Annotated in this window: 13 protein-coding genes; 10 read left to right on the top strand and 3 right to left on the bottom strand. The window is 64.9% G+C overall.

Annotated elements, in window-relative coordinates; genetic code table 11:
• Positions 1–125 precede the first annotated feature (125 nt).
• From lptC to ptsN, 7 genes are all read left to right on the top strand, one after another.
• A complete protein-coding gene (lptC, locus tag JQ633_RS14700) occupies positions 126–857 on the top strand; it encodes an LPS export ABC transporter periplasmic protein LptC (RefSeq protein ID WP_211985754.1) in 732 nt (243 codons plus the stop codon).
• A complete protein-coding gene (locus tag JQ633_RS14695; RefSeq protein ID WP_211985753.1) occupies positions 854–1,567 on the top strand; it encodes an LptA/OstA family protein in 714 nt (237 codons plus the stop codon). Before lptC ends, JQ633_RS14695 begins: the two co-directional genes overlap by 4 nt.
• Positions 1,568–1,614: 47 nt before the next feature.
• A complete protein-coding gene (locus tag JQ633_RS14690; protein WP_249159327.1) occupies positions 1,615–2,337 on the top strand; it encodes an LptA/OstA family protein in 723 nt (240 codons plus the stop codon).
• Between the two features lie 252 nt (positions 2,338–2,589).
• On the top strand, positions 2,590–3,570 hold the full coding sequence (lptB, locus tag JQ633_RS14685) for an LPS export ABC transporter ATP-binding protein (RefSeq protein WP_211985751.1): 981 nt from the start codon (positions 2,590–2,592) through the stop codon (positions 3,568–3,570).
• Between the two features lie 90 nt (positions 3,571–3,660).
• Positions 3,661–5,313, top strand: coding sequence for an RNA polymerase factor sigma-54 (gene rpoN / locus JQ633_RS14680; protein ID WP_211985750.1), 1,653 nt, complete (start codon positions 3,661–3,663; stop codon positions 5,311–5,313).
• A gap of 188 nt (positions 5,314–5,501) precedes the next feature.
• Positions 5,502–6,089, top strand: coding sequence for a ribosome hibernation-promoting factor, HPF/YfiA family (hpf, locus tag JQ633_RS14675; protein ID WP_211985749.1), 588 nt, complete (start codon positions 5,502–5,504; stop codon positions 6,087–6,089).
• Between the two features lie 232 nt (positions 6,090–6,321).
• Complete coding sequence (ptsN, locus tag JQ633_RS14670; protein ID WP_211985748.1) at positions 6,322–6,783, top strand: PTS IIA-like nitrogen regulatory protein PtsN; 462 nt, start codon at positions 6,322–6,324, stop codon at positions 6,781–6,783.
• A gap of 192 nt (positions 6,784–6,975) precedes the next feature.
• Here the strand turns inward: ptsN and JQ633_RS14665 are convergent, their stop codons facing one another.
• Positions 6,976–7,614, bottom strand: a complete 639-nt coding sequence (locus tag JQ633_RS14665) for a TetR/AcrR family transcriptional regulator (RefSeq protein ID WP_211985747.1) — start codon at positions 7,612–7,614, stop codon at positions 6,976–6,978.
• 330 nt (positions 7,615–7,944) lie between these two features.
• Between JQ633_RS14665 and JQ633_RS14660 the strand changes: the two genes are divergently transcribed.
• The 3 genes from JQ633_RS14660 to JQ633_RS14650 all read left to right on the top strand — a co-directional run bounded on the left by JQ633_RS14660 (position 7,945) and on the right by JQ633_RS14650 (position 11,582).
• On the top strand, positions 7,945–8,748 hold the full coding sequence (locus tag JQ633_RS14660) for an SDR family NAD(P)-dependent oxidoreductase (protein ID WP_211985746.1): 804 nt from the start codon (positions 7,945–7,947) through the stop codon (positions 8,746–8,748).
• A gap of 36 nt (positions 8,749–8,784) precedes the next feature.
• Positions 8,785–9,915: a DUF5938 domain-containing protein gene (locus JQ633_RS14655; RefSeq protein WP_211985745.1), complete on the top strand. Its 1,131-nt coding sequence runs from the start codon at positions 8,785–8,787 to the stop codon at positions 9,913–9,915.
• A 137-nt stretch (positions 9,916–10,052) separates the two neighbouring features.
• Positions 10,053–11,582 carry an AMP-binding protein gene (locus JQ633_RS14650; RefSeq protein WP_211985744.1) on the top strand — a complete coding sequence of 510 codons (1,530 nt, stop codon included), beginning with the start codon at positions 10,053–10,055 and terminating at the stop codon, positions 11,580–11,582.
• A 1-nt stretch (position 11,583) separates the two neighbouring features.
• Here JQ633_RS14650 and JQ633_RS14645 read toward each other — a convergent pair whose 3' ends face one another.
• Together JQ633_RS14645 and JQ633_RS14640 are read right to left on the bottom strand one after the other, a co-directional pair.
• Positions 11,584–12,264: a hypothetical protein gene (locus JQ633_RS14645; protein ID WP_249159326.1), complete on the bottom strand. Its 681-nt coding sequence runs from the start codon at positions 12,262–12,264 to the stop codon at positions 11,584–11,586.
• A 111-nt stretch (positions 12,265–12,375) separates the two neighbouring features.
• A complete protein-coding gene (locus tag JQ633_RS14640; RefSeq protein ID WP_211985743.1) occupies positions 12,376–12,933 on the bottom strand; it encodes a cytochrome P460 family protein in 558 nt (185 codons plus the stop codon).
• Positions 12,934–13,008: the final 75 nt, after the last annotated feature.

Below are 13,008 nucleotides of genomic sequence, written 5' to 3'. Positions count from 1 at the left end.
TTCACGCGTGGTCGCGCCCGAGGTTCCCTTTTGGGGAGCGCATTGGGGCGCGACGCGAGGTCCGGGCTGCATATTTGGACAGCTCCGGGTAGAATGGGCGCTTATTTCGCCCCTCTGGAGCACGTGTGAGTTCGGTTCAGAATCCAGCCTATGTCGCAGGCCTCGAGGCGCGCTTTGCCGCCGCCGCGCGCCACAGCCGCATGGTCCGGATCCTGCGCATCGCGGTGCCGGCGGCGGTCGTGTTGTCGCTGGCTGCGATCGTGTTTGTCTCGGTCGTCAATCCGTTCCGCGCCCTGATGCCGAACGTGCCGCTGGAGATGGACAATCTCGTGGTGTCCGGCACCAAGATCACGATGGAATCACCGCATCTCGCCGGCTTCTCGAACGACGGGCGGCCCTACGAGATGTGGGCCAAGGCCGCGATCCAGGACGTCACCGACCCCGATCATGTCGAGCTGAAGACGATCCGCGCCAAGGTGGCGATGGAGGACCAGTCGACCGTGATGATGGATGCCCGCACCGGCTTCTTCGACAACAAGAAGCAGCTGCTCGATTTGCGCCAGGACATCTTCCTGCAGTCGTCGACCGGCTATGAGGCCAAGATGACCCAGGCGTTCGTCGACATCAACAAGGGCAACGTGTCGTCGGACGAGCATGTCGACGTCAAGCTGCTCGACGGCACGCTGACCGCCGACAAGCTCAGGATCTTCAACAGCGGCGAGCTGGTGCGCTTCGAAGGCAATGTGGTGATGAATCTCGACAAGCTCGGCGACGCGCCGACCAGTCAGCCCGAGCCTGCGCCGCCTCCGCCACCACCGGCGCCGCAGAAGGCGCGCAAATCCGCCAACCCGAAATGATGTTGATGATGAGACGTTCTCCCGGCATCGCGACCGCCGCCTTCATGCTCGCGCTGTCCGCCGCGACCACGGCGGACGCGCAGAGCAAGATGAGCGGTGTTCCGAACGCCATGCAGGGCTTTTCGCAGAATCGCGACCAGCCGATCCAGATCGAGGCCGCCACGCTCGAAATGCGTGACAAGAAGAAGGAGGCGACCTTCGCCGGCAATGTGAAGGTCGTGCAGGGCGACACCACGATGACCTCGAAGTCGCTCGACGTGTTCTACGAGGACAAATCCTCCCAGCCGGCGGCGCCGGCCAAGGGAGCAAAGGGCGCGAAGGGCGCGCCGATGCAGTCGGCGAAGCCCGGTCCGGGCGGCGCGTCCTCGATCAAGCGGCTGGAGGCGAAGGGCAACGTCGTCGTCACCCAGAAGGATCAGGTGGTCACCGGCGAGACCGCGATCTTCGACACCAAGACCAATTTGATCACGATGCTCGGCGGCGGCGGTGCCCAGGTGGTTCTGACCCAGTGTCAGAACGTGCTGCGCGGCGACCGCCTGCTGGTCGACATGACCACCGGCGTCTCGCGCGTGGAGTCCGACAACGGCAAGGTGCAGGGCCTGTTCATTCAGACCGACAAGAACGCGCAAGGCGGCTGCGGAACGCCGGCCGCACCCGGCGGAAGCCCGGCACTTCCGTCGCTGATTCCAGGCGCAGGCAAGCCGAAGTAACGGCGGCGGTTCAGTTGCAGCGGCGTGACATGACCAGAGGACGGACAATGACGATGCTGCTGTCGCGGGTTTCCGCGATCGCGGCCATCGTTCTCGCGCCGCTTGCGTTCGAGAAGGTCTACGGACAGGGCGGCGGGTCGGTGCCCAACGCGATGCAGGGTTTTGTCCAGAACCGCGATCAGCCGGTCAAGATCGAAGCCGCCGTGCTGGAGATGCGCGACAAGAAGAAGGAGGCGACTTTCTCCGGCAATGTGAAGGTGACGCAGGGCGACACCACGATGACCTCGAAGGTCCTGGTGGTGTTCTATGAGGACAAATCCGCCCAGCCGTCGGCGCCCGCCGGCAACACCAAGGGGGCCAAGGGAGACAAGGGGGACAGGGCGACCACGGGCGCGGCGAATGCGGCGACGCAAGCGGCCCCGCCCGGCCCCGGCGGCGCCTCCTCGATCAAGCGGCTGGAGGCGAAGGGCAGCGTCGTCGTGACCAAGAACGATCAGACCGTCACCGGCGAGACCGCGATCTTCGACGCCAAGGCCAACTTGATCACGATGCTCGGCGGCGGCGGCGTCCAGGTGGTGCTGACCCAGTGCAACAACGTGCTGCGCGGCGACCGCCTGCGCGTCGACATGACCACCGGCGTCTCGCGCGTGGACTCCGAGAGCGGCACGGGCAAGGTGACGGCGACCACGGGCGGTGGGGGGCAGGATTGCGGCCCGCCGGCCGGCCCCGCGCCCGCGCCGCCGTTGGCGGTTTCGGGGAAGTCAAAGTAACTCTCAATAAATCAATATGTTAGACAATAAGCTGCGATCGCGAGGTTGAAGCGCGCGGGGCGAGATTGTATCTACAACAACGGTTCGGACGCGCCCGTGGGGGATTGTGACGTCGGCCGGGCCAGGGGCATCCACGCATTTCAAGGCGCGGTCATCGCGCCTTGCGTCATTGTTTGAGCATGATCTCTTGCGCAAAACGCGCATCGCGCGCGTGTCGCGGGATCATCGTAAGAGGCTGGAAGCGAAGCGGGGATGGTGGATTTTCTCGGCATGTTCCGACGGCGCCCCGCGAAACGCGGTCACGGCTTTGCGCGTGCGCATGACGACATCACCGCGCTCGAGGATCAGTTCGGCGACATGCTGGCGAGTCCGGTGCGCGACGCACCGCCGATGGCGCGTGCCGCTCCGGTCCCCGGCGTCGAACTGCGGCCGCAACCCACCCCCGCGCCGGCCCCGGCGCGCCCGAGACGCGCGAAAACCAGCGCCGCCGCCCCGCAGCTGATCGGCCGGCCGGGCTACCTGGCTGTGCATAGCGTGGAAAAGAGCTTCGGCAGCCGCCAGGTGGTGCGCGGCGTCAGCATCTACGTTCGCCGCGGCGAGGCGGTCGGCCTGCTCGGGCCGAACGGCGCCGGCAAGACCACCGTGTTCTACATGATCACCGGCCTGATCAAGGCCGATCGCGGCGCCATCGAGCTCGACGGCCACGACGTCACCAAGCTGCCGATGTACCAGCGCGCGCGCCTCGGCATCGGCTATCTGCCGCAGGAAGCCTCGATCTTCCGCGGATTGTCCGTCGAGCAGAATATCCGCGCGGTGCTCGAAGTGGTCGAGCCCTCGAAGAAGAAGCGCGAGCACGAGCTCGATTCGCTGCTCGACGAGTTCAACATCACGCGATTGCGGAAAAGCCCGTCCATCGCACTGTCCGGCGGCGAGCGCCGCCGCGTCGAGATCGCCCGGGCGCTGGCCACGCGTCCCAATTACATGCTGCTGGACGAGCCGTTCGCCGGCATCGACCCGATCGCGGTGGGTGACATCCAGGATCTGGTGCGCCATCTGACCAACCGCGGCATCGGCGTGCTGATCACCGACCACAATGTCCGCGAGACGCTCGGCCTCACCGACCGTGCGTATATCGTCTATGCCGGCGAGATCTTGACCGAGGGCAGCCCGGAGGAGATCGTTAACGATCCGGACGTGCGGCGCCTTTACCTTGGGGAAGAGTTCCGCCTCTAGCGCAACTTTCTGAGCCGCCCCCCCATATACATCTGTCCTGGACTAAGATAAGCAAGAATCGAGCCAACTTTTGGGATCGATCTTGCCTCCATGGCACTGACGCAGAGACTAGAGTTCCGCCAGTCGCAGTCGCTGGTGATGACGCCGCAGTTGATGCAGGCGATCAAGCTGCTGCAGCTGTCGAACCTCGATTTATCGGCCTTCGTCGAGGAGGAACTCGAGCGCAACCCGTTGCTTGAGCGGGCGGCCGACGGCCCGGAGCCTCCGGTCGCGGGCGAGCCGGCCATGGAGCGGTCGGACTACGCGGATGGGGATGGTTCCAGCGGCGACGACGGCGGCGACCATGCCGACATGGCCGGCGGTTCCATCGGCGACAGCGGGTTCGAGCCGGGCCAGGAGGAGTGGCTGAACCGCGACCTCGGCAGCCGCGCCGAGATCGAGCAGACGCTCGACACCCGCCTCGACAACGTCTTCACGGAGGAGCCGGCCGAAGCGGCCGCGCACGCCGCGCAGGACGCGGCGCCCTCCGTCTACACCGAATGGGGCGGCGGCGCCTCCAGCGACGACGAATACAACCTCGAGGCCTTCGTCGCCGCCGAGATGACGCTCGCCGATCACCTCGCCGAGCAGCTCGCGGTGGCGTTCTCCGCGCCGGCGCAGCGCATGATCGGCCAGTACTTGATCGACCTGGTCGATGACGCCGGCTATCTGCCGGCCGATCTCGGCCAGGCCGCCGAGCGGCTCGGCGCGTCGCAGGCCGCGGTCGACGAGGTCGTCGCGGTGCTGCAGAAATTCGATCCGCCCGGCGTCTGTGCGCGTAACCTCAGCGAATGCCTGGCGATCCAGCTCCGCGAGCTCGACCGCTACGATCCCGCGATGCAGGCGCTGGTCGAGCATCTCGACCTGCTCGCCAAGCGCGACATCGCCGGCTTGCGGAAGCTGTGCGGCGTCGACGACGAAGACATCACCGACATGATCGCGGAGATCCGCAGGCTCGATCCGAAGCCGGGATTGAAGTTCAGCACCGCGCGCGCCCAGACCATGGTGCCCGACGTCTATGTACGGCCGGGCCCAGACGGCGGCTGGCATGTCGAATTGAACAGCGACACTCTGCCGCGCGTCCTTGTCAACCAGACCTATTACACCGAGTTGTCAAAGACGATCCGAAAGGACGGTGACAAGTCGTACTTCACCGACTGCCTGCAGAACGCGACCTGGCTGGTGCGCGCGCTCGATCAACGCGCCCGCACCATCCTGAAAGTTGCAACCGAGATCGTGCGCCAGCAGGACGGCTTCTTCACCCACGGCGTCGCGCATTTGCGGCCGCTCAATCTGAAAGCGGTGGCGGACGCGATCCAGATGCATGAATCGACGGTGTCGCGTGTCACGGCCAACAAATACATGGCGACCAACCGCGGCAGTTTTGAATTGAAATATTTCTTCACCGCGTCGATCGCCTCCGCCGACGGCGGCGAGGCGCATTCGGCCGAAGCGGTGCGTCACCACATCAAGCAGCTGATCGACGCCGAGGCGCCGACCGCGATCCTGTCCGACGACACGATCGTGGAACGTTTGCGCGCGTCCGGCATTGATATTGCCCGCCGCACCGTCGCCAAGTATCGCGAGGCGATGCGGATACCATCTTCGGTGCAACGCCGCCGCGACAAACAGAGCATGCTCGGCAATGCCCTTTCGTCTCCCGCCTCTTCAAACGACCGGTCCCGCGACACGGCTGCAGTTTAGGGTACCTCTCAAGGGTGACCCCACTAGCCGATCGTCGGGATCAGGCTGTCGTTGCGTTCGTCCTGAATCGCGATAGTCTCAATCTTTGCCCTAATCAGCATGACCCGGAAAGGAAGGTTGGCGGAAATTCAGAAACCATCATGCTCCGGCAAGAGAGTAAGCGAAGCATCCAGCAATCGAGGCATCAAATGACCCTTCGAATCTCGGGAAAGAGCATCAGCATCGGCGAGGCGCTTCGGGCGCGCGTCAGCGAGCGCACCGACGAGGTCCTGCGAAAGTATTTTGATGGCAACTACTCCGGTCACATCACGCTGAGCAAGGATGGCTTCGGCTTCCGGACCGATTGCGCGCTGCATCTGGATTCCGGCATCACGCTGGAAGCCGACTCCAACGCGACCGACGCCTATGCCAGCGCCGACGCGGCGCTGCTGATGATCGAGAAGCGCCTGCGCCGCTACAAGAGCCGGTTGAAGGACCGCTCGGCCCGCAAGGCCTACGCCGCGAACGCCGCGCTCGCCGAGTTGAACGGTGTCCCGAGCTACGTCATCGAGGCGCCCGAGAACGAGGACGAGGTCACCGAATACAGCCCGGTGATCATTGCCGAGGCAACCACGGCGCTGAAGCAGCTGTCGGTCAGCGAAGCGGTCATGGAGCTGGATTTGAGCGGTGCCTCCTGCCTGGTATTCCAGCATGGCGGCAGCGGCCGGGTGAATATCATTTACCGCCGTACGGACGGCAATGTGGGGTGGGTCGACCCGCCTTCGGTGACCCCCTGAGGATAGTTGGCGGATGGCATTGACGTCGGAAGCCAGCCCTGCTTATGGTCCGCCGCCCCAAGGACTAAGGGGGCGGAACAGGGTTTTGCCGGTGTTGGCACCGCCGATGCGTTGGAGTAGAAGCCCTTCCAATGGACCCGGGCTAAGCCCGCATCCCGCCTCATCTTCTTGACGCCGCCGCTGTAAACCCTATTTCGCAACCTGACGGTCTCATTCACCTCGGAACGTCCCAATGCCGATTACCGATTTGGTCGCACCCGAGGCGATTCTCCCGGCTTTGAAAGTCATCAGCAAGAAGCAGGCGCTGCAGGAACTTGCCGCGCGTGCGTCCGCCTTGACCGGGCAGAACGAGCGCGCCGTGTTCGAGGTGCTGCTGCAGCGCGAGAAGCTTGGCACCACCGCTGTCGGCTACGGCGTCGCCATTCCGCACGGCAAGTTGCCCAAGCTGGAGAAGCTGTTCGGCCTGTTCGCCCGCCTCGACCGCCCGATCGACTTCGAGGCGATGGACGGCCAGCCGGTCGACCTGATCTTCCTGCTGCTGGCGCCCGAAGGCGCCGGCGCCGATCATCTCAAGGCGCTGGCGCGCATCGCCCGCCTGCTGCGCGACCAGGACGTCGCCAAGAAGCTGCGCGCCTCCCGCGATGCACAGGCGATCTACTCGGTGCTCGCGCTGCCGCCGGCGAGCGCGGCGTAAATTTTCATTCGCGCAACTGTCATAGGTGCATAGCCGGCTCGTCACGAGCCGGTGCGCCGCGATGCGCCGTCGATCATCACTTCGTAGCCCGGATGGAGCGAAGCGTAATCCGGGAAAGTCTTGCAACTGGCGCGAATCCCGGATTTCGCTGCGCTGCATCCGGGCTACGCGGTTGCGTATGCGGCGCCGTTCTCAGCAGATCGTCGGCAGCAACCGTCGCACTTCGTCGAGCAGATCGGGCACCGCCTTCTTGTCATCGGCGAGGTGCCTGAGCAGCGCGCTCTGGAACAGGCCGTCGAACAGCGCGTAGAGCGCCGCCGGTGACGACGCCGGCCGCTTGTTGCCCAGCTCGGCATAGCGCGAGGCAATGCGCCAGATCATTGCTTCCAGGCTCTTGTCGATCTCGAGCACGTCCTTGCGGAAGGCGGCCTCGAACATCGCCTGCGAGCGCAGGTCGTACCAGAGCCGGTGCATGCGCGCTTCGGTCTCGAGCGTCGCCGTGAGCTTGGCGAGGAAGCCTTCCATCAGTTCATCGCGGTTCTGCGCCGACGCGACCACCTCGTCGTAGCGCGTCACGCATTTCGCCTTGTAGTGGCGCACGCAGCAGCAGATCAGGTCGAGCTTGTCGCTGAAGTAGTAGTGAAACACGCCGTGCGTGAATGCGGAGTTCTGCGCGATCTCGCGCAGGCTGGTGCGAGCGAAGCCGAGCTCGCCGAGCGTCTCCAGCGCAGCTTCCGCAAGCTCGATCCGCCGCGCATTGAACTTCTCGTCGCGCAGCACCTCGGCCGCCGCGACCACCCGTTGGGCCGCTCCTGTCGCTCGCCGCGCCATCTCGTGCCTTTCCTCGTCCTTCCCTGCACCGACTTATAGCGCGCCGGTCGCAGCGTGCTCCATCCCTCACAACCACTCTCTTTGACACTTGTCAAATTTTGGCTTGACAAGTGTCAAGTTCCTGGACGAGGCTCGGCCCAAGAAATTTGGACAACCGTCAAGACGGCTGACCAAACCGATCAGACAGGGAGGAGACGTGATCGCCGGGGCGCCGATATGCGCTCCGCCGATGCCGAGTCCGGCTGCCCGGCGCCTGAGCGCGCCGCAGCCCGCCGGCACCGCTGCCCATCGCAAGCACCAACAAGTCAGCAGCAAAGGGAGGACGACGTCATGAGCGGAAAGAGCCTTGAAGGCAGGCGAGCCCTGGTCACCGGCGGCGCCCGGGGGATCGGCGCGGCGATCGCGCAGGCGCTGGCGCGCTCAGGTGCCGCGATCATGATCGGCGACATCCTCGACGACGCCGGCAAGGCCACCGCCGCTGAGATCGCCAAGGCCGGCGTCAAGACCGGCTTTGCCAAGCTCGACGTCACCGATGACGCGCAGTGGGAGAGGGCGGTGGCCGCGACGGTCGAAACGCTCGGCGGCTACGACATCCTGATCAACAATGCCGGCATCGAGATCACCTCGCTGGTCAGCGAGATCAAGGCCGAGGACGCGCGGCGGATGTGCGACGTCAACGTCGTCGGCACCGTGCTCGGGATGAAGCATGCCTTCCGCGCGATGCGGCCGGGCGGACCGGCGGGCAAGGGCGGCGCCATCGTCAACATCGCCTCGGTCGCGGCGACGATCGCGTTCCCCAGCATCGCGGTTTATTCGGGCACCAAATCCGCAGTCGATCGCATGACGCGCGTCGCCGCGATGGAAGCCGGCAAGCTCGGCTACGGCGTGCGCGTCAACTGCATCTATCCCGGCCTGATCCCGACCGACATGGGCATGCAGCTCGCCAATGACATTGTCAGAATCGGTCTTGCGCCGGACGTCAACGCGGCGGTCGGCTCGGTGGTGGAGCAGACGCCGCTCGGCAAGCTCGCCGAGGTCTCCGACATCGCCGATGCCGCGGTGTTCCTCTGTTCGAACGATGCTCGATTCATCACCGGCATCGGCCTGCCCGTCGATGGCGGCATGGGCATGTAGCAACAAGGCCGACAACAAGCATTTCGGAGGATCGCAATGAGCGAGAAGAAGCCCGTCATCGTCTATGGTGCATCCGGCTACACCGGCCGGTTGGTCTGCGAGTATTTGCGCGAATACAACATCCCCTTCATCGCCGCCGGCCGCAGCACCGAGAAGCTCGACGCCGCGATGAAGTCGAACGTCGCCGGCATCGAGACCGCCGACTACGAGGTGGTGACGGTGCCGCACACCGTGGCCGCGCTGACGGAGCTGTTCAAGGGCGCCTCGGTGGTGCTCAACACCGTGGGACCGTTCGCCAAGTTCGGCGGCGAGGTGGTGCAGGCGTGCCTCGCTTCCAAGTGCCACTACACCGATACGACCGGCGAGCAGGACTGGCTGATCACGCTCGAACATGAGTGGGGCGCGAGGTTCGCCAATGCCGGTCTGCTGCTCGCGCCGGGCATCGCGCAGATGTACACCACCGGCGAAATCGCGGCGCAGCTGTGCCTCGAGACACCCGGCCTCGATACGCTCGATATCGCGGTGTTCTGGGGCGGCAGCCCGACCATCGCCTCGACCCAGACCATCCTGGTCAACGCCGCGATGGCCAAGGCGTACTATCTGGAGCAGAACAAATACGTCGAGCATCAGCCCGATGCCGGCCTCTACAACCTCGTCATCCCCGGCCAGCACGAGCTGGCGCTGGCGCTGCCCTGGGGCGGCACCTCGCACCCGGTGTGGTTCAAGCAGGATCCGCGCGTCGCCAACGTCAAGGTGCTGGGCGGCGTGTTCAACCGCGCGCTGATGCTGGGCGTGCCGCAGATCGTCGCTGCCGCGCTGGAGGCGACCAAGGACATGAAGCCCGACGAGCGCTACGCCGCGTTGGCGCAGACTGCGGCCGGCGTGATGAACACCATGCCGCCGCGCGAGAATCCGCGCGTCAACAAGTCGATGGATTCGGTGCATGCCTCCGGCCCGCTCGGCCGCGCGCATTGCATCATCTACGGCAACAGCAACTACAAGCAGACCGGCCTGCTGCAGGCCTTTGCCGCGGCGTACCTGCTGCAGCAACCGCCGAAGCGCGCCGGCTTTGCGTCAGGGTGCCAGGCGTTCGGCCACCGCGAGTTGCTCGGGCAATTGCGTAGCTTTGGGCTCGTCAGCAAGCCGATCCTGACGGTGCACGACTAGTTCCGATGAAAGCCGGGGCCCCGAGGTCCTGGTTTTCCGCGTTTTCGGGCGAGCCGATGCGCACATCGCTCGAAAACGCTTCTGCTGCGGGTGACGCCCTAGCCCCCGTCACCCGCAGTCCAATTCGAGGATCGACCATGCGCTTCATCGATTATCTCGATAAAGGCACGTCACTCGGCGCCGACGCGCCGTGCCTCACCATGGATGGCCGCGACCTCAGCTACGGCGAGGTGCAGCGGCTGAGTTACCGGATCGCGCGCGGGCTTGAGCGATCAGGTATTGCGCCCGGCGAGAAGGTCGCAATCCTGTCCGGTAACGATCCGATCGCTTTCTCCTGCGTGTTCGGCATCTCGCGCGCCGGCGCGGTGTGGTGTCCGATCAATCCGCGCAACGAGGCGGCCGAGAATAAATTCATCCTCGATGCGTTCGATTGCAGCCTGCTGCTGTTTCATTCGAGTTTTGCGCCGATGGTCGAGTCGGTCAGGCTGGATCTGCCAAAGCTGCGCGCGCTGGTCTGCCTCGATACCGAGCTGCCGTTCGCGCCGTCGTTCGACCAGTGGCTCGACCGTCTCGCTGACGACGTCTTTCAGCGCGAGCCAATCGACGATCTCGCGATGATCCCGGGCACCGGCGGCACCACCGGCAAGCCGAAGGGCGTGATGCTGTCGGGGCGCAATATCGAGACGATGACCGCGCTGACCCTGATGGGCTACCCGTTCGAGGGTCGTCCGGTCTATCTCGCGCTGGCGCCGCTGACCCATGCCGCCGGCGTGCTGTGCTTTCCGATCATGACGCTCGGCGGCCGCATCGTGATCATGCATCACCCAGACATCGGCGAGTTCCTCGACCTGATCGCGCGTTACGGCGTCACGCATACGTTCCTGCCGCCGACCGTGATCTACATGCTGCTCGACCATCCGAAGCTCGATGCGGCCGATCTAGGTTCGCTGCAATGCTTCTGGTATGGCGCGGCGCCGATCTCGGCGGCGCGGCTTGCCGAAGCCTTGCAACGGATCGGGCCGATGGCGCAGCTGTTCGGTCAGACCGAGGCGCCGATGATGATCTCGACGATGGCGCCCGCGGAGCACTACAATCCTGACGGCAGCATCGCGATGGAGCGGCTGTCGTCCGCGGGACGGATCAGCCCGTTGATGCAGGCCGGCATCATGGATGGTGACGGCAGGCTGCTGCCCGCGGGGGCGCGCGGCGAGATCGTGGTGCGCGGCTCGCTGGTGATGGACGGGTACTACAAGAATCCGCAGGCCACCGCGGAGGCCTCGGTGCATGGCTGGCACCACACCGGCGACATCGGCTATATCGACGGCGACGGCTATCTCTACATCGTCGACCGCGCCAAGGACATGATCATCACCGGCGGCTTCAACGTCTACTCGATCGAGGTCGAGAACGCGTTGCGCGCGCATGAGGCGGTGCAGGATTGCGCGGTGATCGGGCTGCCCGACGACAAATGGGGCGAGCGGATCGTCGCGGTGGTGCAGCCGCGCGCCGGCCACGACATCGACACGGCCGCGCTCGCGGCCTTCGTCAAGCAGCAGATCGGCAGCATCAAGACGCCGAAGCAGATCGAGGTCTGGAACGATCTGCCGCGTTCCAAGGTCGGCAAGGTGGTCAAGCCGGACATCCGGGCGCGGCTGGCGAATCCTTAGCTCACGCCGTGGTGCGGCTATTTCCGGCGCGCCGGCGGCCTCGCTGTCGCTGCGCACTCAATGGCCGGCCGGCGGATGCCGGCGCCGGCTGCGGATCGGGTGCGTAGCCATTGAAGTCCGCAAGACAGATGTCATCTCCCGCGGCATTTCGGTGCATCAACCGACCATTCAGGGTGAACACCAATCGTCCGTCTTGATCGCGCCCCGACCATTCCGAACCGTCGACGTCTTCGGACGAGCCGTGCAGCGGCGCATTGCCGAAAGTGACGGAAATTCCGGCGCCGGGATGATCGGGATGAGCATTCATGCAGCCCCTGATGACGGCGCTGCGATCGTCCGTGAAACGGCCGCCTCCTCCGTATGTCGTTCCCTGAGGCCAGAGCCCGATGGCGGTGAGCCAGGGATTGCGGCTGATCGCGGTCCAGGCGTCAGTATAGTCGGTACGTACGCGGCTTGATTGATGCACGAAGTACAGGAGGAGTTCGCCATCCGGCGACAGGTCGCATTTCTCGGGATAGATGCGTCCCTTGAACCAGGCACCGCGCCGGAAAGTGTCGTCGCGCGTATTCCAGCTGATGACGTGATACCAGCTGGCGGGCCCGCGCCTGAAGATCACCGCTTCATGCGCGCTCTTCGCGAAGATGACGAACAGTCTGGGCGGCGGAGCCGATGCAACCATCATATCAGGTCCGGTGACCGGGACGCTTGTGACGCCGGAGGGCAGGCGTGTGCATGGTTTGCGCGCGGCTGAGTGGCGGCAGAATGTGCGAATCCGGCTCTCGCGATCCGATCTTCAACGCTTGCCGTATTCGGTGAAGACGTAATCGCGGTTCTGCACCACTGTGTGGCACGCGTACCCGCACTTTGCGTCGTTTTCCTGCGGTGGATTATCCGCTGTGGTGGCAGGCCTGAACGCATCCGAGGCCGGATCATACTCGAACGCGCCGTATCCCCATCCGCCGCTGTCGGCGAACCGCTTGCTGTCCTTCACCATGAAATCGACGTCGTGCTGGGCGCCCGGGACCGTCGGCTGCCCGGGGTAAGCCTCTTGCTTTTTGGGCAGCCAATGAATCTTCGCCATTTTCGCACCGTCCGGGAACGGCTTGCCGTTGCCGGGCACGCCCTCCCGATATGCGCCGATCATCGCCGGATTCCCCAGGATCACCGCAATCACGCCTTCGTTCTCGCTGATCGCGATCACGGGCCAGTCCTCGTATCCCCTGAACTCGGAGAACGCGAGCCCGCCCGGCACCTGCAGACTGTACTTGTCCTGCGCGGAAATCGCGACACCGGTCGCCAGAACGGCGATCGGCACTGAAGCAACGAGACCGATCAACGTGTCCTTCCTCATCGTCGCATCTCCCTCATTCGATTTTGGCCGCGGGCAAAGGTTCTGCTGGAAATTCCTCTCATCGCGTTGGCGTCT

The sequence above is a fragment of the Bradyrhizobium tropiciagri genome, from assembly GCF_018130505.1.
Classification (GTDB): domain Bacteria; phylum Pseudomonadota; class Alphaproteobacteria; order Rhizobiales; family Xanthobacteraceae; genus Bradyrhizobium; species Bradyrhizobium tropiciagri_B.
This window is presented reverse-complemented; position numbering and strand designations above follow the sequence as displayed.

What these genes read in the sequence shown, in the direction of transcription:
- JQ633_RS14695 (WP_211985753.1), top strand. Translation starts at nt 854, where the DNA reads ATGATGTTGATGATGAGACGTTCTCCCGGCATCGCGACCGCCGCCTTC.
- JQ633_RS14690 (WP_249159327.1), top strand. Translation starts at nt 1,615, where the DNA reads ATGACGATGCTGCTGTCGCGGGTTTCCGCGATCGCGGCCATCGTTCTC.
- lptB (WP_211985751.1), top strand. Translation starts at nt 2,590, where the DNA reads ATGGTGGATTTTCTCGGCATGTTCCGACGGCGCCCCGCGAAACGCGGT.
- rpoN (WP_211985750.1), top strand. Translation starts at nt 3,661, where the DNA reads ATGGCACTGACGCAGAGACTAGAGTTCCGCCAGTCGCAGTCGCTGGTG.
- hpf (WP_211985749.1), top strand. Translation starts at nt 5,502, where the DNA reads ATGACCCTTCGAATCTCGGGAAAGAGCATCAGCATCGGCGAGGCGCTT.
- ptsN (WP_211985748.1), top strand. Translation starts at nt 6,322, where the DNA reads ATGCCGATTACCGATTTGGTCGCACCCGAGGCGATTCTCCCGGCTTTG.
- JQ633_RS14665 (WP_211985747.1), bottom strand. Translation starts at nt 7,614, where the DNA reads ATGGCGCGGCGAGCGACAGGAGCGGCCCAACGGGTGGTCGCGGCGGCC.
- JQ633_RS14660 (WP_211985746.1), top strand. Translation starts at nt 7,945, where the DNA reads ATGAGCGGAAAGAGCCTTGAAGGCAGGCGAGCCCTGGTCACCGGCGGC.
- JQ633_RS14655 (WP_211985745.1), top strand. Translation starts at nt 8,785, where the DNA reads ATGAGCGAGAAGAAGCCCGTCATCGTCTATGGTGCATCCGGCTACACC.
- JQ633_RS14650 (WP_211985744.1), top strand. Translation starts at nt 10,053, where the DNA reads ATGCGCTTCATCGATTATCTCGATAAAGGCACGTCACTCGGCGCCGAC.
- JQ633_RS14645 (WP_249159326.1), bottom strand. Translation starts at nt 12,264, where the DNA reads ATGATGGTTGCATCGGCTCCGCCGCCCAGACTGTTCGTCATCTTCGCG.
- JQ633_RS14640 (WP_211985743.1), bottom strand. Translation starts at nt 12,933, where the DNA reads ATGAGGAAGGACACGTTGATCGGTCTCGTTGCTTCAGTGCCGATCGCC.